Source organism: Streptomyces sp. CB02400, from assembly GCF_001905725.1.
Lineage (GTDB): Bacteria > Actinomycetota > Actinomycetes > Streptomycetales > Streptomycetaceae > Streptomyces > Streptomyces atrovirens.
This window is the reverse complement of record NZ_LIWB01000017.1, coordinates 102079-125180: the sequence shown is the minus strand read 5'-3', so window position 1 is coordinate 125180 and position 23102 is coordinate 102079. Positions and strand designations below refer to the sequence as shown.

18 protein-coding genes are annotated in these 23102 nt (G+C 72.0%); 4 read left to right on the top strand and 14 right to left on the bottom strand.

The window, feature by feature from the left end; genetic code table 11:
* Window positions 1-128: 128 nt before the first annotated feature.
* The 5 genes from ilvC to AMK33_RS31475 all read right to left on the bottom strand — a co-directional run bounded on the left by ilvC (window position 129) and on the right by AMK33_RS31475 (window position 8333).
* Entirely contained in the window at window positions 129-1127 is a 999-nt protein-coding gene (ilvC, locus tag AMK33_RS31500; RefSeq protein WP_073936415.1) for a ketol-acid reductoisomerase, read from the bottom strand.
* A gap of 117 nt (window positions 1128-1244) precedes the next feature.
* Window positions 1245-1769, bottom strand: a complete 525-nt coding sequence (gene ilvN / locus AMK33_RS31495; protein ID WP_030866294.1) for an acetolactate synthase small subunit — start codon at window positions 1767-1769, stop codon at window positions 1245-1247.
* A gap of 35 nt (window positions 1770-1804) precedes the next feature.
* Window positions 1805-3655: an acetolactate synthase large subunit gene (locus AMK33_RS31490; RefSeq protein WP_107425272.1), complete on the bottom strand. Its 1851-nt coding sequence runs from the start codon at window positions 3653-3655 to the stop codon at window positions 1805-1807.
* Window positions 3656-3885: 230 nt separating this feature from the next.
* On the bottom strand, window positions 3886-6870 hold the full coding sequence (locus tag AMK33_RS31485; RefSeq protein WP_073936413.1) for a putative bifunctional diguanylate cyclase/phosphodiesterase: 2985 nt from the start codon (window positions 6868-6870) through the stop codon (window positions 3886-3888).
* 509 nt (window positions 6871-7379) lie between these two features.
* On the bottom strand, window positions 7380-8333 hold the full coding sequence (locus tag AMK33_RS31475) for a 2-hydroxyacid dehydrogenase (protein WP_073936412.1): 954 nt from the start codon (window positions 8331-8333) through the stop codon (window positions 7380-7382).
* Between the two features lie 75 nt (window positions 8334-8408).
* On the opposite strand from AMK33_RS31475, the gene AMK33_RS31470 reads away from it, so the two are divergent.
* Together AMK33_RS31470 and AMK33_RS31465 are read left to right on the top strand one after the other, a co-directional pair.
* Window positions 8409-9407, top strand: a complete 999-nt coding sequence (locus AMK33_RS31470; RefSeq protein WP_073936411.1) for an aldo/keto reductase — start codon at window positions 8409-8411, stop codon at window positions 9405-9407.
* Between the two features lie 110 nt (window positions 9408-9517).
* Window positions 9518-10684 carry a PQQ-dependent sugar dehydrogenase gene (locus AMK33_RS31465; RefSeq protein ID WP_235618259.1) on the top strand — a complete coding sequence of 389 codons (1167 nt, stop codon included), beginning with the start codon at window positions 9518-9520 and terminating at the stop codon, window positions 10682-10684.
* A gap of 7 nt (window positions 10685-10691) precedes the next feature.
* Here the strand turns inward: AMK33_RS31465 and AMK33_RS31460 are convergent, their stop codons facing one another.
* From AMK33_RS31460 to AMK33_RS43085, 3 genes are all read right to left on the bottom strand, one after another.
* Window positions 10692-10880 carry a DUF6191 domain-containing protein gene (locus AMK33_RS31460; protein WP_073936409.1) on the bottom strand — a complete coding sequence of 63 codons (189 nt, stop codon included), beginning with the start codon at window positions 10878-10880 and terminating at the stop codon, window positions 10692-10694.
* 37 nt (window positions 10881-10917) lie between these two features.
* Window positions 10918-13995, bottom strand: a complete 3078-nt coding sequence (locus tag AMK33_RS31455) for a helix-turn-helix transcriptional regulator (RefSeq protein ID WP_073936408.1) — start codon at window positions 13993-13995, stop codon at window positions 10918-10920.
* A 218-nt stretch (window positions 13996-14213) separates the two neighbouring features.
* A complete protein-coding gene (locus AMK33_RS43085; RefSeq protein ID WP_167748603.1) occupies window positions 14214-14378 on the bottom strand; it encodes a hypothetical protein in 165 nt (54 codons plus the stop codon).
* Between the two features lie 172 nt (window positions 14379-14550).
* Here AMK33_RS43085 and AMK33_RS41790 point away from each other — a divergent pair.
* A protein-coding gene (locus AMK33_RS41790) for an IS5 family transposase (RefSeq protein ID WP_107425270.1) occupies window positions 14551-15368 on the top strand; the annotation gives its coding sequence in 2 pieces (ribosomal slippage) (window positions 14551-14899 and window positions 14899-15368; 819 coding nt in all).
* Window positions 15369-15386: 18 nt separating this feature from the next.
* Here the strand turns inward: AMK33_RS41790 and AMK33_RS31440 are convergent.
* The 6 genes from AMK33_RS31440 to AMK33_RS31415 are packed head-to-tail and all read right to left on the bottom strand — an operon-like array spanning window position 15387 to window position 21661.
* Window positions 15387-16106, bottom strand: coding sequence for a sulfite exporter TauE/SafE family protein (locus AMK33_RS31440; RefSeq protein WP_073936474.1), 720 nt, complete (start codon window positions 16104-16106; stop codon window positions 15387-15389).
* Window positions 16103-17146, bottom strand: coding sequence for an ABC transporter ATP-binding protein (locus AMK33_RS31435; RefSeq protein ID WP_073936405.1), 1044 nt, complete (start codon window positions 17144-17146; stop codon window positions 16103-16105). The genes AMK33_RS31440 and AMK33_RS31435 overlap by 4 nt, the downstream gene beginning before the upstream one ends.
* Window positions 17139-18149 carry an ABC transporter ATP-binding protein gene (locus tag AMK33_RS31430; protein ID WP_073936404.1) on the bottom strand — a complete coding sequence of 337 codons (1011 nt, stop codon included), beginning with the start codon at window positions 18147-18149 and terminating at the stop codon, window positions 17139-17141. The genes AMK33_RS31435 and AMK33_RS31430 overlap by 8 nt, the downstream gene beginning before the upstream one ends.
* The gene (locus AMK33_RS31425) at window positions 18146-19123 is read right to left on the bottom strand and encodes an ABC transporter permease (protein WP_073936403.1); all 978 of its coding nucleotides are present in this window, start codon (window positions 19121-19123) and stop codon (window positions 18146-18148) included. Before AMK33_RS31425 ends, AMK33_RS31430 begins: the two co-directional genes overlap by 4 nt.
* A 14-nt stretch (window positions 19124-19137) precedes the next feature.
* On the bottom strand, window positions 19138-20067 hold the full coding sequence (locus AMK33_RS31420; RefSeq protein ID WP_073936402.1) for an ABC transporter permease: 930 nt from the start codon (window positions 20065-20067) through the stop codon (window positions 19138-19140).
* A gap of 1 nt (window position 20068) precedes the next feature.
* Window positions 20069-21661 (bottom strand): ABC transporter substrate-binding protein, encoded by a 1593-nt coding sequence (locus AMK33_RS31415; protein ID WP_073936401.1) that lies wholly within the window; start codon window positions 21659-21661, stop codon window positions 20069-20071.
* 437 nt (window positions 21662-22098) lie between these two features.
* Between AMK33_RS31415 and AMK33_RS31410 the strand changes: the two genes are divergently transcribed.
* On the top strand, window positions 22099-23073 hold the full coding sequence (locus AMK33_RS31410; protein ID WP_073936400.1) for a 2-hydroxyacid dehydrogenase: 975 nt from the start codon (window positions 22099-22101) through the stop codon (window positions 23071-23073).
* Window positions 23074-23102: the final 29 nt, after the last annotated feature.

Below are 23102 nucleotides of genomic sequence, written 5' to 3'. Positions count from 1 at the left end.
GCGGGGCGAGTCGTCTTGCGCCTCTGCGGAATGATCACCAGTTCAGCCCCTCCGGCGTTTGAGGAGCGGGGTCCGGGGCAGAGCCCCGCGACGGCACCGACAAACGGCACCGCCGCGGAGCAAAAGTCTTACGCCTCTTCGTCGACCCAGCTCATGAGCTTGCGCAGCTCCTTGCCGGTGGTCTCCAGCAGGTGCTCGGAGTCCTGCTGCTTGTACTCGTTGTACTTCTTCAGACCGCCGTGGTACTCGTCCATCCAGTTCTTGGCGAACGTGCCGTCCTGGATCTCGGCGAGGACCTTCTTCATCTCGGCCTTGGTGGCGTCGGTGATGATCCGCGGGCCGGTGACGTAGTCGCCCCACTCGGCGGTCTCGGAGATCGACCAGCGCATCTTCTCCAGGCCGCCCTCGTACATGAGGTCCACGATCAGCTTCAGCTCGTGCAGGCACTCGAAGTACGCGATCTCCGGCTGGTAACCGGCCTCGGTCAGCGTCTCGAAGCCCGCCTTGACCAGCGCCGCGGTGCCACCGCACAGGACGGCCTGCTCGCCGAAGAGGTCGGTCTCGGTCTCCTCGGTGAAGGTCGTCTTGATGACGCCGGCGCGGGTGCCGCCGATGCCCTTCGCGTACGACAGGGCCAGCGCGAAGCCGTTGCCCGTGGCGTCCTGCTCGACGGCGGCGATGCAGGGAACGCCGCGGCCCTCCTCGTACTGACGGCGCACCAGGTGGCCCGGGCCCTTGGGGGCGACCATGCAGACGTCCACGCCGGCCGGGGGCTTGATGAAGCCGTAGCGGATGTTGAGGCCGTGACCGAAGAACAGGGCGTCGCCGTCCTTCAGGTTGTCCTTGATGTGCTCCTCGTAGACCTGGGCCTGGATCGGGTCCGGGACGAGGATCATGATGACGTCGGCCTCGGCGGCGGCCTCGGACGGGCTCACCACGCGCAGGCCCTGCTCCTCGGCCTTGGCCTTGGACTTGGAGCCCTCGTGCAGACCGACGCGGACGTCGACACCCGAGTCACGGAGCGACAGCGCGTGGGCGTGGCCCTGGCTGCCGTAACCGATGACCGCGACCTTGCGGCCCTGGATGATGGACAGGTCGGCGTCGGCGTCGTAGAACAGCTCGGCCACTGGGTTCTCTCCTTGTGTGCAGGTGTTGCGTCCCACCGTATGCCGGTGAGGGGAAGGGAAGTCTCTCGGTCTCGGAATACGGGCGGCCGGTCGTGTCCCGGCCGCCCGCTTCGGGTCTTACGCCGACCGGTCCAGGGCGCGCAGCGACCGGTCCGTGATGGAACGGCCACCACGTCCGATCGCGATCGTGCCGGACTGGACGAGCTCCTTGATGCCGAACGGCTCCAGCATCTTGAGCATGGCGGACAGTTTGTCGCTGCTGCCGGTGGCCTCGATGGTCACGGCCTCCGGGGAGACGTCCACGGTCTTGGCGCGGAACAGCTGGACGATCTCGACGATCTGGGAGCGCGTCTCGTTGTCGGCGCGCACCTTCACCAGAACGAGTTCGCGCTGAACGGCCTGCCCGGGTTCGAGCTCGACGATCTTCAGCACGTTGACGAGCTTGTTGAGCTGCTTGGTGACCTGCTCCAGCGGGAACTCCTCGACGCTCACCACGATGGTGATGCGGGAGATGTCGGCGTGTTCGGTGACGCCGACGGCGAGCGAGTCGATGTTGAAGCCGCGGCGGGAGAACAGGGCGGCGATCCGGGCCAGGATGCCCGGGGTGTTCTCCACCAGGACGGAGAGCGTGTGCTTGGACATGATCTGCTTCCTCTGCTTGAAAGTCCTGACGGCTCTCAGTCGTCTTCGTTGTCGCCGAAGTCGGGGCGGACGTCCCGGGCGGCCATGATCTCGTCGTTGGAGGTGCCGGCGGCGACCATCGGCCACACCATCGCGTCCTCGTGGACGATGAAGTCCACGACGACCGGGCGGTCGTTGATGGAGTTCGCCTCCTCGATGACCTTGTCGAGGTCGGCCGGGTCCTCGCAGCGGATCGCGTAGCAGCCCATGGCCTCCGACAGCTTCACGAAGTCGGGGACCCGGGTGCCGGCGCTCTTCTCTGCGGTGTCGGCTCCGGGGCCGGAGTGCAGCACCGTGTTGGAGTACCGCTGGTTGTAGAAGAGGGTCTGCCACTGGCGGACCATCCCGAGGGCGCCGTTGTTGATGATGGCGACCTTGATCGGGATGTTGTTCAGGGCGCAGGTGGTGAGCTCCTGGTTGGTCATCTGGAAGCAGCCGTCGCCGTCGATCGCCCAGACGGCGCGGTCGGGCATGCCGGCCTTGGCTCCCATGGCGGCCGGGACGGCGTAGCCCATGGTTCCGGCTCCGCCGGAGTTCAGCCAGGTGGCGGGCTTGTCGTACTGGATGAAGTGCGAGGCCCACATCTGGTGCTGGCCGACGCCGGCCGCGAAGATCGTGCCCTCGGGCGCGAGCTGTCCGATGCGCTCGATGACCGCTTGCGGGGAGAGCGAGCCGTCCTCGGGCTGGTCGTAGCCGAGCGGGTAGGTCTCGCGCCAGCGGTTCAGGTCGTTCCACCAGGCGGTGTAGTCGCCGCGGTTGCCCTCGGCGTGCTCCTTCTGGACGGCCTGGACGAGGTCGGCGAGGACCTCGCGGGCGTCACCGACGATCGGCACGTCGGCGGCGCGGTTCTTGCCGATCTCGGCCGGGTCGATGTCGGCGTGGACGATCTTGGCGTACGGGGCGAAGCTGTCCAGCTTGCCGGTGACGCGGTCGTCGAAGCGGGCTCCGAGGGCGACGATCAGGTCGGCCTTCTGCAGCGCGGTGACGGCGGTGACCGCACCGTGCATGCCCGGCATCCCCACGTGCAGCTCGTGGCTGTCGGGGAACGCGCCGAGTCCCATCAGGGTGGTGGTGACGGGAGCTCCGGTGAGTTCGGCGAGGACCTTCAGCTCGGCGGTGGCACGGGCCTTGAGGACGCCGCCTCCGACGTAGAGGACCGGCCGCTTCGCGGCGGTGATCAGCTTGGCGGCCTCGCGGATCTGCTTGGCGTGCGGCTTGGTGACGGGCCGGTAGCCGGGCAGGTCCATGGCGGGCGGCCAGGAGAAGGTGGTCTTCGCCTGGAGGATGTCCTTGGGGATGTCGACCAGGACCGGTCCCGGGCGGCCGGTGGAGGCGATGTGGAACGCCTGCGCGATCGCCCGGGGGATGTCCTCCGCCTTGGTGACCAGGAAGCTGTGCTTGGTGATCGGCATGGTGATGCCGACGATGTCCGCCTCCTGGAAGGCGTCCGTGCCGATCGCCTTGGACACGACCTGCCCGGTGATCGCGACCATCGGCACGGAGTCCATGTGCGCGTCCGCGATCGGGGTGACCAGGTTGGTGGCGCCCGGACCGGACGTCGCCATGCAGACCCCGACCTTGCCGGTGGCCTGGGCGTAACCGGTGGCCGCGTGGCCGGCGCCCTGCTCGTGGCGGACCAGCACGTGGCGCACCCGCGTGGAGTCCATCAGGGGGTCGTACGCCGGCAGGATGGTGCCCCCCGGAATGCCGAATACCGTGTCGGCGCCGACCTCCTCGAGAGAGCGAATGAGGGACTGTGCGCCCGTGACGTGCTCGACGGGGGCGGACTGTCCTCCGGATCGGGGCCGGGGCTGCGGGTGATGGGCCCCGGTGGCCTGCTCGGTCATCGGCATTCTCTTCTCGATGCTGAGGGTTTTTGCGAATTTTGTACGGGTTACGCGTGCTGCTCGGCGGGTGCCTGTGCAACAAAAAACCCCTCGTGCCGTAAGGCAAGCGAGGGGAGCGCGCCGGGTGGTGGTCGCTGAGCGGTGGAGGCTCAGCGTCAGCCGACGCGCTTTCCAAGTACGAGAATTCGGGTGCGCATGGCACTGACCCTCCACCCGGCGCACACCCAGTGTCAAGTGGGTGGGACGGGAGTCTCATTATGTGAGCGCAGTGCCGTACCGCCCTGGAGTACGGCGGTCACTCCGGTGGAGTACACACCGGAGCCCCCGCCGACGAACACGGGTTCGGCCGGTCCGGGCGGCACCGGGTAGTGCCCGGCGGCCAGGACCCTGCGCAGCCGGTACTCGTCCAGCGGCCCGGAGAAGGCCTTGCCCTGCCCGTGCGTACAGCCCATCGCGCGCAGGGCCGCGACCTGCTCGGGCAGGTCCACGCCGCCGGCCACGGACTGCATCCCGAGGTCGGCGGCGATCCGCAGCAGCCCGCTGGTGATCTTGTGCAGCCGCGCGGACTCCACCACGCCGTCGACCAGGCCCCGGTCGAGCTTCAGCACGTCGACGGGGAGCCGTCTGAGGGCCGTGATCGCCGCGGGTCCGCTGCCGAAGCCGTCGAGCGCGATCCGGACGCCGAGCCGCTTGAGCACGGTCAGCCGGCGCTCCAGCTCGTCGAGCGACGCCCTGGGGTCGGTGTCGGCCAGCTCGACGACCAGGGAGCCGGACGGCAGCCCGTGCCGGGTCAGCAGGGCCTCGATCGAGCCCAGCGGCAGTGACCGGTCGAGGAGCCGGTGCGCGCTCAGCCGGACGGCCACCGGGACGGGCAGACCGGTCGCGTGCCGTTCGGCGGCCTGCTCGACGGCCTCCTCCAGCACCCAGCGGCCCAGCTCGGCGGTCTTCTCGCTGTCCTCGGCCACGCGCAGGAACTCCGCGGGGGTGAACAGCACCCCCTGGGAGGAGCGCCAGCGCGCCTGGGCGCAGACCGAGGTGATCCGGCCGTCCGCCAGGCACACCACCGGCTGGTGCAGCAGGGCGAACTCGCCGTGGTGCAGCGCCGCACGCAGCCGGGTGGCCAGCTCCGCCCTGCGCACCACGTCCTGCTGCATCTGCGGCTTGTACAGCTCCACGCGGCCCTTGCCGGCGGCCTTGGCCCGGTACATGGCGAGGTCGGCGTTGCGCAGCAGTTCGCCCGCGCCGAGGCCGGGTTCGGCGAAGGCCACGCCGATGGAGGCGTTGACCCGGACATCGTTGCCGTCGATGGCGTAGGGCTGGGAGAGGGTCGCTCTCAGCCGGTCGGCGAGTTCGACGATGTGCCGCTCGCGGGCGTCCCGGTCGCGGACGCCGTCGCCGACGATCAGGGCCGCGAACTCGTCGCCGCCCAGCCGGGAGGCGGTGTCGCCCTTGCGGACCGCGTCCTGGAGTCTGCGGGCGGCCTGGACGAGCAGCTCGTCCCCGGCCTGGTGTCCGATGGTGTCGTTGACGCCCTTGAAGCCGTCGAGGTCGATGAAGAGCACCGCCGTGCCTCTGAGGGCGGCCCCGCGGTCCGAGGCGCGGCGGCCGGACAGGGCCTGCTGGACGCGCCGGGTGAACAGGGCGCGGTTGGGCAGGTCGGTGAGCGGGTCGTGCTCCGCGTTGTGCTGGAGCTGCGCCTGGAGCCGCACGCGTTCGGTCACGTCACGGCTGTTGAAGATCAGGCCGCCGTGGTGCCGGTTGACGGTCGACTCGACGTTCAGCCAGCCCCCGTCGCCGGATCGGAAGCGGCACTCGATGCGGGTGGTGGGTTCCTCGACCGGACTGGCGGCGAGGAAGCGGCGCACCTCGTGCACGACGCAGCCCAGGTCCTCCGGGTGGATGAGACCGGCCAGTTCGGTCCCCTCCAGCTCCTCCGCGGGCCTGCCGTAGACCCCGGCGGCGGCCGGGGAGACGTAGCGGAGGATGCCGCTGGGGGCGGCGATCATGATGACGTCGCTGGAGCCCTGCACCAGGGAGCGGAAGTGGTTCTCCTTCTGCGCCAGTTCCTGGGTGAGGGTGATGTTGTCGAGCAGCATGATGCCCTGGCGCACGACGAGCGCGAGCACCACGGTGCCCCCGGTGAGCAGCACGACGCGGTCGACGCTGCGGCCGTTGAGGACGTTGTAGAGGATCCCCAGGGTGCATACGGCCGCGGCGAGGTACGGCGTGAGCGCGGCGAGGGAGCCGGTGATGGGCCGGGAGAGCGGGTACCGGGTGTGCTCGCCGGGGGGCGGGCCGTGATGGTGGTCCGGCGTGCCGTACCGTCCGGGCAGGTGCTCGCGGACCACGCGCGTGTGCCCCTCCCGCTCGGGCTGTCCGCCGCGGGGCGCGGTCCAGGGGGCGTACGCCAGGAGCAGCGAGCCGGCGAACCAGCCCGCGTCGAGCAGTTGTCCGGAGCGGTAGTCGGCGTGCAGCAGCGGGGAGGTGAACAGGGCGTCGCACATCACGGTCAGCGCGAGCGCGCCGATCGCGGTGTTGACCGCGGACCGGTTGACCGCCGAGCGCCGGAAGTGCAGCGCGAGCACCATGCTGACCAGGGCGATGTCGAGCAGCGGGTACGCCAGTGACAGCGCGGTGTGCGCGACGCCCGGCCCCTCGGCCTGCGCGGCCTGGGCGAGGGCGAGGCTCCACGCGAGGGTGAGCAGGGAGCCGCCGATCAGCCAGGCGTCCAGGGCGAGACAGACCCAGCCGGCCTTGGTCACGGGCCGTTTGGCGAGCACCAGCAGCCCCACGATGGCGGGTGGCGCGAAGCACAGGAAGAACAGGTCGGCGGAGCTGGGGCTGGGTACGGGAAGCCCGAGGACGACCTCGTACCACCCCCAGACCAGGTTGCCCAGGGAGGCCATGGCCGAGGAGAGGCCGAACAGCAGCCAGGCGGGCCGAAACCGGGTGCGGGGGCTGCGGGCGTAGACGAAACAGGACACGGCGGCGGCACCGGCCGCGGCGCTCAGTCCGAAGTCGCCCATGATCAGCGCGAGTTGTTCCGAGCCCCAGCCGAACGCGGCGCCGACGGCGTAGGCCGCGCAGACCAGGGCGAGAACGAGTTGGGCGGCCGGGCCGGGCCGGCGGCCGGCGGCCGGTGCGCCGGCCGCCGGCGGCGCGGGCTGCTGCCGCAGTGCTCCGTCGAGCGTGGAGGTGGGGGTGGGCGCACTCACCGGTACCTCCCGGTCCGCTCCGCTCCCGGGTCCCCGAGGGGTGTCGTTCGGATCGTGCCGGGGGTACCGCCCACACCCCTTCGGGCAGTGAGGGAGCGCGTTCCGGGCCCCGCGCTCCCGGCAAGATCCGAACGGCATCCCCTCTGCCGCCGGTACACCGGGTGGGCGTGCCTTCCGCGGCTGCCGTGCCGGTGGGGGTGGCGGCCGGGACCGTCGTGAGGGCCGCCGTACCGGGTGTGGTGGCCGCGGCGGCGTGCGGCCGTGCGCCACGATCGTCGCCGACGGCTCCGCCGCGTCGGATCGCTCGTCCATAGGCCGTGCATCGCCCGTCGCCCCCCTCACTGTCCGCAGTGTCCTGCCCCCGCGCCGATGGTCAGCGGCGCGGCCCCTGTCGGGACGATACACCAGTATCGTCACTCAGGGACATAGGTTCTCTACGCTCCGTAACGATCAACTGATATATGAGTACCCACCGCGCCCGGAGAAACGCGGACGGTACTCGAAGTGGACTACAGGTCTCCCGCTCCCGTCACCAGGACCACGTTGCCGGGCTCCTCCTGGTTCAGGTGACGGCGCAACTGATTGACCAGCAACCGCTCGGCGCGCGGCCGGAAGGCGGAGGTGGGTCCGCCGACGTGCGGGGTGATGAGGACGCCCGGTGCCCGCCACAGGGGGTGTTCCGAGGGCAGCGGTTCGGGGTCGGTGACGTCGAGGGCCGCGGTGATGCGGCCGCTCTCCAGCTCTGTGAGCAGCGCCTTGGTGTCGACGACGCCCCCGCGGGCCACGTTCACCAGCAGCGCGCCGTCCTTCATCCGGGCCAGGAACCCGGCGTCCACGAGGTGCCGGGTGGTCTCGGTCAGCGGCGTGGAGAGGACGACGACGTCCGCCTCCGGGAGCAGGGCGGGCAGTTCGGTGAGCGGGTGCACCGGACCGCGCTCCGTGGTGCGTGCGGAGCGCGCGACGCGCGCCACCCGCGCGAGCTCGAACGGAACGAGCCGGTCCTCGATGGCCGCGCCGATCGAGCCGTACCCCACGATGAGCACGTTCTTGTCGGCGAGCGCGGGCCGGAACCCGCCGCGCCACTCCCCCTTGTCCTGCGCCCGCACGAAATCGGGGACGCCCCGCAGGGAGGCCAGGATCAGCGCGAGCGTGAGCTCGGCGGTACTGGCCTCGTGCACACCGCGCGCGTTGCACAGCCGTACGCCGGCGGGCAGGTGCTTCAGACCTGGCTCCACGTTGTCGGTGCCGGCCGACAGGGTCTGCACGACCCGCACGGAACGCATCAGGGGCATCGGCCGCACACCGACCCCGGCGGGCTTCATGTACGGCACGACGTAGAAGACGCAGTCGGCCGGGTCGGCGGGGAACTCCTCACCCCCGTCCCAGAAACGGTAGTGCGGCCCTTCGGGAAGGCCCTCGATCTCGTCCGGCGGAATGGGAAGCCATACGTCAGCAGCGTTCATGGTTCGGAGGCTAGTTCAGGAGTGCGGGAGCGCAGAGGTTAGGTTGGGGGGCCGGAGAGGGAGGGTCACGACCAGGTGGAGCGCAGGACGATCGGCGCGGGGGCGCTCGCGGTGGGGGCCGTCGGACTCGGGTGCATGCCGATGAGCTGGGGCTACAGCACGTCCCGGCAGCGCGGCGAGGAGTCGCTCAGGGCGGTGCACCGGGCGCTGGACGCGGGCTCGACGCTCCTCGACACCGCCGACATGTACGGTCCGTTCACCAACGAGCTGCTGCTCGGGCGCGTGTTGAAGGAGCGGCGCTCCGACGCCTTCGTGTCCACGAAGGTCGGGCTGCTGGTGGGTGATCAGCACATCGTGGCCAACGGCCGCCCCGGCTACGTGAGAAGGGCCTGCGACGCGTCGCTGCGCCGGCTCCAGACCGATGTCATCGACCTCTACCAGCTGCACCGCGCCGACCCGGAGGTCCCGGTCGAGGAGACCTGGGGTGCGATGGCGGAGCTCGTGCAGGCGGGAAAGGTACGGGCGTTGGGGCTGTGCGCGGTGGGGGCGCGCTCGGCGCGGCGGCCGGGGGCGCGGCTGCACGACACGACGATCCGGCAGCTGGAGCGGGTGCAGCAGGTCTTTCCGGTGAGCGCGGTGGAGGCGGAGCTGTCGGTGTGGTCGCCGGAGGCGCTGCGGGCGCTGCTGCCGTGGTGCGCGTCGCGGGGGATCGGCTTCCTGGCGGCGATGCCGCTGGGCAACGGCTTCCTGACCGGGACGCTGACGCCCGGCGTCGGCTTCGAGGCGGACGACCTGCGCGCCCGGCACCCCCGCTTCACGGCCGAGATGATGGCCGCGAACCAGCCGATCGTGGCCGGCCTGCGCCGCGTCGCCCGCCGGCACGGCGAGCACGTCACCCCGGCGCAGGTGGCGCTGGCCTGGGTGCTGGGCCGGGGCCGCCAGGTGATCCCGGTCCCCGGCACCAAGCGGGAGCGGTGGGTCGTGGAGAACGCGGCCGCGGTGGACCTGCGCCTGACGGAACGCGACCTCGCGGAGATCGCGGAGCTGCCCGCGGCGCAGGGGTCGTGGGACTGATCGAGGGGCCGGCGGCGGCGATCTCGCGGTTCGGGGTTCCGCGATCGGGAACTTCGGAGGCACGAGCGGTGTATGACAGGTAGGACCCGCCGCGTCGAAGGGACGAGATCGTGCAACGACGAGCCGTGACGGCCGTACTGGCCGCCGCCGCGCTCCTGCTGACCGCCGGCTGCTCCTCCGACGACGGGGGACCGCCGGGCGGCTCGGACGCCGGCGCCACCCCGAGCGATACGGCGACGAGGTCGTCGTCGCCGGAGGGGAGCGCGGAGGAGACGCCGCCCGCGAAGGGCTCGGTGAAGGTGGTGCGCACGGTGACCACGGGCCTGAGCACCCCCTGGGGCCTGGCCCCGCTGGCCGACGGCGACCTGCTGGTCTCCTCCCGGGACGAGGCGACGGTCACCCGGGTCGACGGCAGGACCGGTGAGAAGACCGAGCTGGGCGAGGTGCCCGGGGTGTCGCCGTCCGGCGAGGGCGGCCTGCTCGGCATCGCCCTCTCCCCCGAGTACGCCTCGGACCGCATGATCTACGCGTACTTCACCTCGGCCTCCGACAACCGCATCGTCCGCATGATCTACGACGAGGAGAAGCCGGCCGGTGAGCAGCTCGGCGCGCCGGACACGGTCTTCCGGGGCATCCCCAAGGGCGAGATCCACAACGGCGGCCGGATCGCCTTCGGCCCGGACAAGATGCTGTACGCGGGCACGGGCGAGAGCGGTGACACGGGCCTGTCCCAGGACAAGGAGTCCCTGGGCGGCAAGATCCTGCGGCTGACCCCGGAGGGCGAGCCGGCCCCGGGCAACCCGTTCCCCGACTCCGCGGTGTACTCGTACGGCCACCGCAATGTGCAGGGGCTGGCCTGGGACGCCAAACAGCGGCTGTTCGCCTCGGAGTTCGGCCAGGACACCTGGGACGAGCTGAACGCGATCAAGCCCGGTGACAACTACGGCTGGCCGGAGGCGGAGGGCGAGTCGGACGACGGCGGCTTCCACAACCCGGTCGACCAGTGGACCACGGACGAGGCCTCCCCCAGCGGTATCGCCTACGCCGAGGGATCGATCTGGATGGCCGGCCTGGGCGGCGAGCGGCTGTGGCGCATACCTCTGAAGGGCACGGAGGCCTCGGCGGACCCGGAGTCCTTCCTGGAGGACGAGTACGGCCGCCTGCGCACGGTGGCCCCGGCGGGCGGCAACAAGCTCTGGCTGGTCACCAGCAACACGGACGGCCGCGGCAGCCCGAAGGAGGGCGACGACCGGATCCTGGAGCTGGAAGTGAGCTAGGCGGCGCTCATGTCTCGTCGGGTTCCTCCTCCGGGGCGGCCGGCGGGCGCACGGTGACCTTTCCGGACGCGAGGTCTATCGGCCCGCGTCCGGGGTCGGCGTCGCCGACGTCCTCCCGGGTCAGCTCCAGACGGTTCTGCTCGTCGCGGGTGTGTTTACGGCCGGGGGCGAACAGTTCCTCGAAAGCGTTGAACATCGCTCCCCTCCCCAGGGACGAATGGATCGCACACCCATTATCCCGCCGCCAGCCGTTCATCCGTCTGCGCCGCGAACAGACCGAGCCGGTGCGCCACCGCCGCCGCCTCCCCGCGGCCGGAGACGCCCAGCTTGGCGAGGATGTTGGAGACGTGGACGCTGGCCGTCTTCGGGGAGATGAAGAGTGCCTCGGCGATACGGCGGTTGGTGTGGCCGGCGGCCACCAGGCGCAGGACGTCGTGCTCGCGGCTGGTGAGGCCGAGCGTGTCGGCCGGGGCGGCGGGGGCCGGCTCGCGGGTGGCGGAGGGCAGTGCGAGGCGGGCGCGCTGCGCCAGCAGCGTGGCGGACCGGGCCAGCGGTGCGGCGCCGAGGTGGTCGGCGACGGCGGTCACCAGCCGCAGCAGTTCCGTGGCGCGGGCGCGCTCGTCGTCGCCCGCGCCGGTGGCGAGCAGCGCCTCGGCGAGCCGGAACCGGACGCGTGCGAGGTCGTAGGGCCGTTCCAGTGGCTCGACCGCCGCGACGGCCGCGGACCACGCGTCCGGCGCGGTCCTGCCCTCGGCGCGCAGCAGCTCGGCGCGCAGCCACAGGTCGTACGCCTGCCATACGGGCACGCCGGTCGCCAGGGTCCTGGCCGCCGCGCGGATCCGGTCCAGGATCTCCGGGCGGCCGGGCTCGGTCGCCGGTGCGCCGTGGGCGTCGGCCTCCGCGGTGGTGGCGGCGAGCAGCAGGGGCCAGCCGTAGCGCTGGGTGCCGGGCGGGAGGCCGGTGTCGAGGGCGGCCAGCAACTCGGCGCGGGCGTCGGGGAGGCGGTCCTCTGCGGCGGCGATACCGATGGCGACCCACTTCATGGGGAGGGCGTACTGCGGCATCGGGTCGTGGGTGCCGAAGAAGGTGCGGGCGTCGGCGAGCCGGCGGGCCGCCTCGGCCATGTCCCCGCGGTCGTACGCGAGATACGCCAGGCGCATCGAGCCCCCGGCGCGGGGCTTGGCGCTCTGTTCGAGACGCTGGGCGTTGGCCGCGGCGCGGGCCGCCTCGTCCCAGCGGCCGAGGGTGTGGAGGGACTCGGCGAGGTTGCCCCACACCCAGCCCTCGGAGTCCAGCAGTCCGAGCCTGCGGGTGACGTGGACGCCTTCGTGGAGGAGTCCGGCGGCCTCCTCGGAGCGGCCGACGCCTTCCAGGACAGACGGGAGGTTCACATGGGCGCGGGCCACCACCATGTCCATGCCCAGTTCGGTCGCCCGGTCCTTGACCTCATACATCTCGGCGAGCCCGGTGTCGATGTCACCGGCGTCGACCATGAGGCCGCCGAGGGTGAGCCGGGCGTTGAGCTCGATGTCGTGGGCGCCGACCATGCGGGCGTACTCGACGGCGCGTTCGGCGGCGGCCATGGCGTCCGGGCCGGGGTCGTGCAGCATGGACCAGCTGGCGGCGGAGGCGAGGACCTCGGCGTGCACCTCGGACGGGGGCAGTCCGCGCACCAGGTCCTGGGCGGTGCCGAGTTCGGCCCAGCCGTCGCCGCGGGCGAGGGCCTGGGTGAGCCGGGAGCGCTGCACCCAGAACCAGGCGGCGCGCAGGGGGTCCGGATCCTCGTCGAGGAGGCGCAGCGCCCGCTTGGTGATCTTCATCGAGCGTTCGCGTTCCCCGCAGAGGCGTCCGGCGACGGCGGCCTCCGCCATCAGGTCGAGGTAGCGCAGCGGCGTCGTCTCGGGGTCGCAGCCGCTGGGGGTGCCCCCACGCCCTTCAGGCAGTGGGGGAGGAGGGTAGACCTCGGCGTAGTCGAGGGGGCGCAGGGTGTCCCGTACGGTGTCGGGGACGGCGTCCCACAGCTCCATCGCCCGGTCCAGCAGGCCCAGTTGCTCGGAGTAGGCGTGGCGCCGGCGGGCTTCGACGGAGGCGTCGAGGACGGCGGGCAGGGCCTTGGCCGCGTCGTGGGCGTGGTACCAGTAGCTGGCCAGGCGGGTCACCCGCTCGTCGGCGGGGACCAGGGTGGGGTCGGCCTCCAGGGCCTCGGCGTAGCGGCGGTTGAGACGGGAGCGTTCGCCGGGCAGCAGGTCGTCGCTGACGGCCTCGCGGACCAGGGAGTGGCGGAAGCGGTAGCCGTCGCGGTCGGGTGCGGGGGTGAGGATGCTGGCGTTGACGCCGGCCCGCAGGGCCTCGATGAGGTCGTCCTCGGTGAGCCGGGCGACGGCGGCCAGCAGCCGGTCCTCGACGGTGGAGCCGCCCTCGGCGACGATCCGGGCGACCCGCTGGGCGCTCTCCGGCAGGCCCTCGACCCTGACGAGGAGGAGGTCGCGCAGGGAGTCGGTGAGGCCGGTGCAGCAGCCCTCGTCGGAGGCGACGGCGAGTTCCTCGACGAAGAAGGCGTTGCCGTCGGAGCGTTCGAAGATGTCGTCGACGCGGTCGGGGTCGGGTTCGCGGGCGATGATGCCGGCTATCTGCCGGCCGACCTCCTCGCGGTTGAAGCGGCCGAGTTCGACGCGCTGGACCGTGCGGAGCCGGTCGAGTTCGGCGAGGAGGGGGCGCAGGGGGTGGCGGCGGTGGATGTCGTCGGAGCGGTAGGTGGCGAGGACGACGAGGCGACCGGTGCGCAGGGTGCGGAAGAGGTAGGCGAGCAGGTGGCGGGTGGAGGCGTCGGCCCAGTGCAGGTCCTCCAGGGCGAGGACGACGGTGTGGTCGGCGGCGACGCGCTCCAGCAGGCGGGCGGTGAGCTCGAAGAGGCGGGCCATGCCCTGTTCGTCGCGGCGGGCCTCGCGGGCGGCGGTGCCGATCTCGGGGAGCAGGCGGGCGAGTTCCTCCTCCTGGCCCAGGGCGGCGGCGGCGAGCTGGTCGGGCAGTTCGCGGCGGAGTTGGCGCAGGGCGGTGGAGAAGGGGGCGAAGGGGAGTCCGTCGGCGCCGATCTCCACGCAGCCACCGAGGGCGACGATCGCGCCTCGGCGGCGGGCCGCGGCGGCGAACTCCTCCACGAGGCGGGTCTTCCCCACACCGGCCTCGCCTGCGACGAGCAGGGCCTGGGGCTCGGTGGTGGCTCGGGTGAGGGCGGTGTTCAGTGTGTCGAGCTCGGTGCTGCGGCCCACGAACACGGGACTGACGGACTTGGTCTCCACGGTCCTGAGCATGTCATGCCCTTCCGGCAACGGGTCACCGGTTTTCCCGGTGCGCGGGGTGGTCCTGCGGACCGGCGCTCATGGGGTGCACGGTGTGGGTGCGGGGCGGGGGTGGTCGCGCGGCCCGGTGCTCGCGGGGTGCCGTCGCGCCCACCCGTGCCGCCCCAGCGGCACGACTGCCCGCGGAGAACGGGACGGCGGCCGACCCCCGTGCGGTCGCCGCCCCGCGGTTACGCGGCTCGGGCGAACCAGTGGCGGCGGGGATGGCTTTCCGCCTCGGTGTCTCGGGGAGCGGTGGTGCGGCGGAGGCGGGTGGCTTCCCGGGCCAGACGGTGCTCCTCCCCCTGGCGGACGAGGTCGTCGTGGTGGAGTCGGTGGAGCGCGTACTCGAACATGGTGTGTTCCCCCCGGAGGAGTCGGTGTCGGTCATCGCTTTCTGCGATGTCTCCACCTTCGTCTCCGAGGCGGGTCCGCCACATCGGGAGGGTTCCGTATCTTCCGGCCGGCACGGGACCTTAGGAGGTACTTAGACCGTGTCCTATGTGGTGAGGCGTCGTTGAACTCGGCATGGGGCGGGGTACGTGGAGTTGGATTGTTCCGGACGGGTTGTGGGAGATCGCGAAGCCGCTGATCCCTCCGTCGAAGGTGCGGCCGCAGGGCGGGGGAACGCAGGACACGCCTGATGAGACGCTGTTCGCCGCGATCATCTACGTGCTGGTGTCCGGCTGCTCCTGGCGTGCGTTGCCACCTTGCTTCGGCGTCTCGAAGTCGACCGCCCATCGGCGGTTCCTCATCTGGTCCAGAGCCGGTGTCTGGGGCCGGCTGCACGAGGCCGTGCTGCACCGGCTCGACGACGCCGGCCTTCTCGACGTCACCCGCGTCGTGCTCGACACCGCCCACGTGAGGGCTAAAAAAGGGGCGAACACACAGGTCCGAGCCCCGTGGACCGGGGCAAGCCGGGTTCCAAGATGCACGTCCTGTCGGACGCGAACGGACTGCCCCTCCTCGTCGGCGTCTCCGCGGGCAACACCCACGACAGCGAAGGACTGAAGCCGATGGTGGAGGGTCACCAAACGAGACACGACCCCCATCGCGGTCGGTACTTCAAGCCCCAGCGGCTGCACGCCGACAAGGCCTACGACCGGGCTGATCTGCGCAGATGGCTGCGCGGGAAGCGGATCGGCGTGCGCATCGCCCGCAAGGGCATCGAGTCCAGCAAGCGATTAGGGCGACGCCGCTGGGTCATCGAGCGCACCATGTCCTGGCTGTCCGGCTACCGCCGGCTCAGCCCCCGCTACGAACGCGATCCCCGCAACTACCTGGCCTTTCTCGGCCTCGCCGCCGCCCTGTGCTGCTACAAGCGACTCATCCGCCTCACCACGTAGGACACGGTCTTAGGCCGCCTAAGTCCTCAGTTGCTGTACCACCAGCCCCGCCGCACCGGCGACCGCGAGCGCCATGGCCGCCGTACGTGTGTGGCGCGCGTTCAGCCGCCGGGTCAGCGGACCGGCGAGCAGGACGCCGACGACCGCCGCCGGCGCGAGCAGCACCGTGCGCTGGAACGTGTGCGCGCCCACCGCCCCCGCCGCACCCAGCGCGACCAGGCTCATCAGCGAGCCGGCCAGGAAGAACGCGCTCATCGTGGCCCGCAGCCGCGGCCCGCTCAGCCGCTGCCACACCATCGCCATCGGCGGGCCCCCGATGGAGGTCGCCGTGCCCATCAGCCCCGACGCCATCCCGGCCAGGAACACCGAGGAGCGCCGAGCCCGGGGCACGTACCCCGCCGCGCTCACCGCGACGCCGGTGAGGACCACCCCGGCGATGAGCAGCGCGAGGTACTTCGCCGGCAGCGCCACCACGAGCAGCGCGCCCGCTGCCGCTCCCGGGACCCGTCCGACGAGGGCCCAGCCGCAGCCGCGCAGATCCGCCGAGCCCCGCTCCCGCACCAGCACCGCCGCCGTCACCCCGGCGGCGAGCAGCAGCACCACCGGTGGCGCCAGGGTGGGGTCGACCACGGCGAACACCGGCGCGGCGATCATGCCCAGGCCGAAGCCGACGGACACCTGGAGCACCGCGCCGACGCCCACCGTGAGGGAGAGCAGGACGAACTCCGCGCCGGTCATGCCCACGCGGGCCGCGCCTCCAGGGGGAAGTGGCACAGGGCGGTGTGGTCGTCACCGTCGCCCTCGGACTCGCGTACGACGAGCGGGGGCGCCTCGGTGGCGCACTTGTCCTCCGCGTGCCGGCAGCGGGTGCGGAAGCGGCAGCCGGAGGGGATGTCGAAGGGCGAGGGGATCTCGCCCTTGAGCTGGATCTCCTGGTCGTGGGCGGCGCGGGAGGCGTCCAGGACCGGTGCGGCCGACATCAGCGCGGCGGTGTAGGGGTGCTGGGGACGGTCGAAGACGTCCTCGGTCTCCCCGTGTTCGATGACCTTGCCCAGGTACATCACCGTCACCCGGTCGGAGATGTACCGCACCACGGACAGGTCGTGGGAGATGAACACGTACGCGACGCCGAGCCGGGACTGGAGTTCGGAGAGCACGTTGAGGACCTGGGCCTGCACCGACAGGTCCAGGGCGGAGACCGGTTCGTCGCACACGATGAGGTCGGGGTCCAGGGCGAGCGCGCGGGCGATGCCGATGCGCTGGCGTTGTCCGCCGGAGAACTCGTTGGGGTAGCGGTGGGCGTCGCTCTCCCGCAGCCCGACCAGGGACAGCAGTTCACGGATCCGCTTCTCGCGGGCCCTGGCGTCGGGGACGACGTCCCGGTGGGTGCGCCAGGGCTCGCCGATCAGATCGGCGGCCGACATACGGGCGTTGAGCGAGGCGAAGGGGTCCTGGAAGACCATCTGGACGCGCCGCCGCCAGTTCAGCAGCTCCTTGCCGCGCAGGGCGAACGGGTCGACACCGTCGTAGCGGACCGTGCCCGCGTCGGGCCGTTCCAGCCCGAGCAGCACCCGCGCGAGGGTGGACTTGCCGCAGCCGGACTCGCCGACGAGCCCGAGGGTCTCTCCCCGGCCGAGCCGTACGTCCACTCCGTCCAGGGCGGTCAGCCGGCGGCGTCCGCTGCCGAAGCTCTTGGTGACACCGCGGACCTCCAGCAGTGGCGGGTGTCCGCCGGTCCGGGGCCCGGCGGTCTCGGTGGTGGTGCGGGACTCAGTCACGGTCGAGCTCCTCGGAGAAGTGACAGGCGGCCGAACGTCCGTCGCCGGTGGCGCGCAGGGACGGCCGTTCCCGGACGCAGCGCTCCCGCACCAGCGGGCAGCGGTCCTGGAAGACACAGCCGGACGGCACCGCGCTCAGCTCGGGCGGGCTGCCGGGGACGGCGGGCAGCGGCTGTCCGCGCTCGGCGTCCTCGGGGACGGAGTCGAGCAGTCCGCGGGTGTAGGGGTGGCGGGGCGCGGCGAAGACCTCGCGCACCGTGCCCTGCTCCACGACCGTGCCGGCGTACATCACGACCACGTCGTCGGCGCGCTGGGCGACCACGGCGAGGTCGTGGGTGATCAGTACGACGGCCATGTCCCGTTCGTCCTGGAGGTCCCGCAGCAGCCGCATGATCTGGGCCTGCACGGTGACGTCGAGGGCGGTGGTCGGCTCGTCGGCGATGAGCACGTCGGGGTCGAGGGCGACGGCCATCGCGATCAGCAGCCGCTGGCGCATGCCGCCGGAGAACTGGTGCGGGTAGGACTTGGCCCGCTGCCTCGGCTCGGGGATGCCGACGCGGGTCATCAGCTCGATCGCCTTCTCCCGGGCCTCGCGCCGGGAGAGTCCGCGGTGGATGCGGAACGGCTCTCCGATCTGCCGGCCCACGGGCTGCACCGGGTTGAGGGCGGTCAGGGCGTCCTGGAAGACGATCGACAGGACGGGGCCGGCCAGTCTGCGGCGCTCGGCCGGGCTGAGCCGCAGGATGTCCTCGCCCCTGACCCGTACGGCGCCTCCGGTCACGGAGGCGGCGGGGTCGAGCAGTCCCACGACCGACAGCGCGGTCATCGACTTGCCGCAGCCGGACTCGCCGAGCAGGGCCAGGGTGCGGCCGCGGCGGACGCTGAAGCTGACGCCGTCCACGGCGCGCACCGTCCCGGAGGCCGTGCTCAGGTCCACGCACAGCCCTTCGACGTCGAGGGCCGGGTCGGCGGCGGACGGAGCGGGTGCGGATGTGGTCGTCACGGGATCATCTCCGGGGGGACGGCGGCGGAGGCTCCGCGGCGCTTGCGGGGCAGCGTCAGACGCCAGCGCTGGGCGGGGTCGGTGGCGATGCGGGCCCAGGCGGCGAGCACCGTGGCGGACACGGTGGTGAGCACGATGGCCAGTCCGGGCAGGACCGTGATCCACCAGGCGGTCTGGAGGTACTGCCGGCCCTGCGCGACCATCAGGCCCCAGCTGACGTCCGGGGGCTGGATGCCGATGCCCAGGAAGCTCAGCGAGGACTCGGTGAGCATCACGAAGCAGAAGTCGAGGGTGGCGACCGTCAGCAGCGTCGGCAGGGCGATCGGCAGGATGTGCCGGTAGATGATGCTCCGGCTGGGGGTGCCGAAGGTGCGGGCCGCGTCGACGAACAGGCGGCTGCGCAGCTCGGCCGCCTCCGCGCGGGAGGTGCGCAGGTAGACCGGGATGCGGGCCACGGCGAGGATCAGCACGATGTTCGTCGCGGAGGGCGAGAAGACGTACAGCACGACGACCGCGATGAGCAGCGAGGGGAAGCTGAGGATGACGTCGGCGACGCGCATCGCCACGCTCTCCCGGCGGCCCCCGTGGTAGCCGGCCCACAGGCCGATCGCCGATCCGATCACCAGGGAGCAGAGCACCGCGGGGACGGCCACGGACAGGGTGGTGGCCGCCGCGTCGATCAGCCGGGCCAGCACGCTGCGCCCTAGGACGTCGGTGCCGAGCAGTCCGTGGAAGCCGTCGCTCAGGGAGGGCGCCCGCAGGGAGGCGTCCAGGTCCTGGCGCTGTGCGTGGTCGCCGATGAACAGCCGGCCGAAGAGGGCGACCAGGACAACCAGGCTCAGGACGACGGCTCCGACGGCGGCGGCCCGGTCCCGGCCGAGCAGCCGCCACCAGCGCGGCGGGCTCTTCCGGACGGGGGCGGACTCCGGGGCGTCCTCGCGCCCGTCCGCGGTGGTGGTCTCCGCTGTGGTCATGATGCTTCCTTCGCTCACGCCGGTACCGCCTGACGTACTCGGGGGTCGGTCAGCGCGTGGCAGACGTCGACGAGGATGTTCAGCGCGAAGATCGTCACCGCGGTCATCAGGACGGCGGCCTGGAGGACCGCGAAGTCGCGCTGGAGGATGGAGTCGATCATGAGTTTGCCGATGCCGGGCCAGCCGAAGATCGTCTCGACGATGACGGCGCCGTTGACCAGGCCCACGGTCAGGTCGCCGGCGACGGTCAGCACCGGCGTCACGGCGTTGCGCAGGGCGTGGCCGAAGATCACCCGGCGGGGTGTGGCGCCCTTGGCGCGGGCGATCTTGACGTAGGGCGCGGAGAGCGCGGAGACCATGCTGCCGCGCACCACCTGGACGAGCACGCCGAACGGGCGGATCAGCAGGGTCGCGACGGGCAGCACCCAGATCTCGGGCCCGCCGAGGGTGCCGGAGGTGGGCAGCAGGTCGAGGCTGACGCCGAAGACGAGGACGCCCATGACGGCGAACCAGAAGTCGGGGATGCTGGCGGCCGTCATCGACAGCAGGCTGGCGATCCGGTCGACCAGGGAGTTGGGCCGGTAGGCGGCCAGGCTGCCGATCAACACCGCTCCGGTGATCGCGAGGAGCATGGTGACGCCGGCGAGCTGGAGGGTGACGGGGAAGGCGTCGAAGACCATCTCGGTGGCGGACTGCCCGGTCCGCAGCGAGGTGCCGAAGTCCAGGTGGGCGGCGTCGACGAGGTAGTTCCAGAGCTGGGCCGGGACGGAGAGGTCGAAGCCCTGCGCGGCGGAGAACTCCGCGCGCTGTTCGGCGGTGGCGCTCAGCGGGAGGTAGAGGTCGACCGGGTTGCCGGTCATCCGGGCCAGGAAGAACACGCCCAGCACCACGCACACCAGGGGGACGGCGCTGGAGAGGATGCGTTTGCGCAGAAAGGTGACCATGTCAGTGCTGTCCCGCCTTCGCCGGGCCGACCTCTGCCAGCCGCATCTCGTCGCCGGTGGCGGAGTTCGGCTCGTACCGGATGGACGGTGACAGGCCGAGCAGTCCGCTCATGTGGGCCAGGTGGGCGTACTGGACGACCGACCTGTTCTGGTCCGCGAGCAGGCCGGCGAAGGCCTTCTGCCGCTGCTCGCCGGAGAGCGCGCCCGCGTCGGCGATGCGCCGGTCGAGCTCCTCGGTGCCGAAGGTGGACTGAGGTCCGTCGCTCAGCAGGTACTGGCTCGTGGTGAAGGCCGCGTCACCGGCCTGGTTGCCGTGCATGATCAGCAGGGCGATGGGTCCGACGTTCTCGGGCAGCGGCCGGAGCTGGTACTGGAGCTGGGTGGCGGTGTCCGCCATCCGGACCTTGACGTTCAGCCCGATCTGCCGCATCTGGTACTGGAGCGCCTCGGCCGTCTCCGACACCCCGGAGAACATGCCGTTGCGGGCGACCAGGGTGATCTGCCGGTCGACGGGTACGCCGTCGGCCTCGGCCTCCTCGATCAGGGCCTTGGCCCGTTCCACGTTCTGCCGGGTCGGTTCGATCCCCTCGTCGTGTCCCACCACTCCGGGCGGGACCAGTTGGCCGGCCGGTTCGGCGAGTCCGCCGAGCAGGGCGTCGATGATGCCGTCCCGGTCCACGGCCAGGTCGACGGCGCGGCGTACCCGTATGTCGTCGAGCGGCGCCTCTCGGCCGTCCAGCCGCAGCGCGGTGGTCTCGTTGTTGGGGTAGGCGACCGTGGTGTCCTTCTCGGCCTCGATGGGGTCGAGGGCCACGGCGATCTCCGCCTCACCCTTGTCGATCATGGCGGCGCGGACGCTGGCGTCGCTGCGCCAGACGTAGCGGGCGCGGGGGAAGCCGGGGGCGTCGCCCCAGTAGCCGTCGTAGCGGCTGAGGTCGATCGCCGCTCCGGGCTGCCAGGAGCTGACGGCGTAGGGGCCGGTGCCGACGGGGATACGGACCTTGGCCTCGGCGTTCGTCGTGCGCGGCACGATCTCCACGAAGCTCAGGCGCAGCGGCAGGATCGGGTCGGGCTGCTCGGTGGTGACGGTCAGCCGGGTGTCGCTCTCCGCCTCGACCTTCAGGTCGTCGTCGCCGAAGACATAGCCCTCGACGTTGCAGGCGAGGTCGGAGTTGACGGCCCGGTCGATGGAGAAGGCGGCGTCCCGCGCGGTGAACGGCTCGCCGTTCTGGAAGGTCACCCCCTCGCGCGTGTCGAAGGTCCAGGTGCGGTCGTCGGTCTGTTTCCAGCCGGTGGCGAGCAGCGGGTGCAGTTCGCCGGAGTCGGGGTCGCGTTCGACGAGGGGCTCGGTGATGTTGGACCGGACGACGACGCCGGTGCCGGTCAGCGAGGCCTCGCAGGGTTCCAGGGTCGGTGGCTCCTGGGTGAGCACCACCCGCAGGGTGCGGCCGTCGGCACGGCCGGCGTCACCGGCGGCGCTGCCCGCCACGGCGCAACCGCTGGACAGCAGCACCGTGCCCGCCAGGAGTGTCGCCGTCGGCGCGCGGAGGCGCCTTCGTCCGGTGGGCGGAAGGGGGGAAACGGAGAACTTCATCGTCGGCCTGTCTCCGGTGAGTGCTGGTGTGTCGCGTTCCACGTACGGGCGACTGCGAGAGGCTGTCTACACTTGCGTACCCGGTCCGCATCTGTGAACGCCGAAGCTAAACCGGCACCGTGGCAGCGTCAAGACATGCGCGGGAACGGATCCGTGCCGCGTCCCTCGCGCGGCCGGCTCTTCCGGGCCCGGCCGACCACCCCGCCCGGCACGGCGGCGCGACCGGCCGGGCGGCCCCTCCGGACACCACGGAGGCGCGACCGGCCGGACGGCCCGGCGCCATGCCACGGCACCACGCCCGGCGTCATGCCGCGGCGCCGACGCCCGAGCCGCCCGGCCGCGACGACCGCGTGGCCCCGGACGCCTTCCACGGCACCCACGGGGCCGCGCCTGCCCCACCCGCGCGTCCCGCCCCACAGACCCAGGCAGGAGATCACATGCCCACTCCCGGCACCACGACCGCCCCGGCCACCGTGCTCCAGGTGTCCCCGCTGCTCCCCGGCCTGGAGCAGGCCCTGGCCGAGCGCCACCACACGGTGCGTCTGCACGAACTGCCCGACCCCGACCGCTTCCTGCGCGACCACGGCGCGGACGTGGTCGCCGCCGTCACCAGCGCGCGGTTCGGGGTCGGGAACGCCCTGATGGACGCGCTGCCGAGACTGGGCGCGATCGTCCACTTCGGCGTCGGCCACGAGACCACGGACGTGGTCCGCGCCCGGGCGCGCGGCATCGACGTCGGCAACACCCCGGACGTGCTCACCGACTGCGTGGCCGACCTCGCCGTCGGCGCGCTGATCGACGTCATGCGCCGGATGTCGGCGGCCGACCGGTACGTGCGGGCCGGCAACTGGAGCACCGCGCCCTTCCCGCCGGCCGCGCGGGTGAGCGGGAAGCGGGTCGGCGTCCTCGGACTGGGCCGCATCGGCCGGGCCGTGGCGCGACGGCTCGAGGGGTTCGACATGGAGGTGGCGTACTGCTCGCGCGTCCCGGTGCCCGGTGTCCCGTACCGCCGCCTGCCCACCGCGCGGGCGTTGGCCGAGGCGTGCGACGCGCTCGTCGTTACCGTCGCCGGCGGCGCGGGCACGGAGGGCCTGGTGTCGGCGGCGGTACTGGACGCGCTCGGCCCCGAAGGCCATCTGGTGAACGTCGCGCGGGGCAGCGTCGTCGACGAATCCGCCCTGGTCGCGGCGGTGGAGGCAGGACGGATCGCGGGAGCGGCGCTCGACGTCTTCGCCGACGAGCCGAACGTGCCGCGGGCGCTCCTGGACTCGGACCGGGTGGTCCTGCTCCCCCACATCGCCAGCGCCACCCGGGAGACCCGCGAGGCCATGGGCGATCTGGTGCTGCGCAACGTGGAGCGCTTCATGACCGAGGGGGTCCTGCTCACCCCGGTGCCGGGGTCCGCCCATTGACACCGCCGCACCTGGCTGTCTACAAATGA

Excerpts from the sequence above, each read along its gene's own strand:
- AMK33_RS31440 (WP_073936474.1), bottom strand. The coding sequence starts at position 16,106 with ATGACCGGCGCGGAGTTCGTCCTGCTCTCCCTCACGGTGGGCGTCGGC.
- AMK33_RS31475 (WP_073936412.1), bottom strand. The coding sequence starts at position 8,333 with ATGAACGCTGCTGACGTATGGCTTCCCATTCCGCCGGACGAGATCGAG.
- AMK33_RS43085 (WP_167748603.1), bottom strand. The coding sequence starts at position 14,378 with ATGTTCGAGTACGCGCTCCACCGACTCCACCACGACGACCTCGTCCGC.
- AMK33_RS31415 (WP_073936401.1), bottom strand. The coding sequence starts at position 21,661 with ATGAAGTTCTCCGTTTCCCCCCTTCCGCCCACCGGACGAAGGCGCCTC.
- AMK33_RS31460 (WP_073936409.1), bottom strand. The coding sequence starts at position 10,880 with ATGTTCAACGCTTTCGAGGAACTGTTCGCCCCCGGCCGTAAACACACC.
- AMK33_RS31420 (WP_073936402.1), bottom strand. The coding sequence starts at position 20,067 with ATGGTCACCTTTCTGCGCAAACGCATCCTCTCCAGCGCCGTCCCCCTG.
- AMK33_RS31425 (WP_073936403.1), bottom strand. The coding sequence starts at position 19,123 with ATGACCACAGCGGAGACCACCACCGCGGACGGGCGCGAGGACGCCCCG.
- AMK33_RS31455 (WP_073936408.1), bottom strand. The coding sequence starts at position 13,995 with ATGCTCAGGACCGTGGAGACCAAGTCCGTCAGTCCCGTGTTCGTGGGC.
- AMK33_RS31490 (WP_107425272.1), bottom strand. The coding sequence starts at position 3,655 with ATGACCGAGCAGGCCACCGGGGCCCATCACCCGCAGCCCCGGCCCCGA.
- ilvN (WP_030866294.1), bottom strand. The coding sequence starts at position 1,769 with ATGTCCAAGCACACGCTCTCCGTCCTGGTGGAGAACACCCCGGGCATC.
- AMK33_RS31410 (WP_073936400.1), top strand. The coding sequence starts at position 22,099 with ATGCCCACTCCCGGCACCACGACCGCCCCGGCCACCGTGCTCCAGGTG.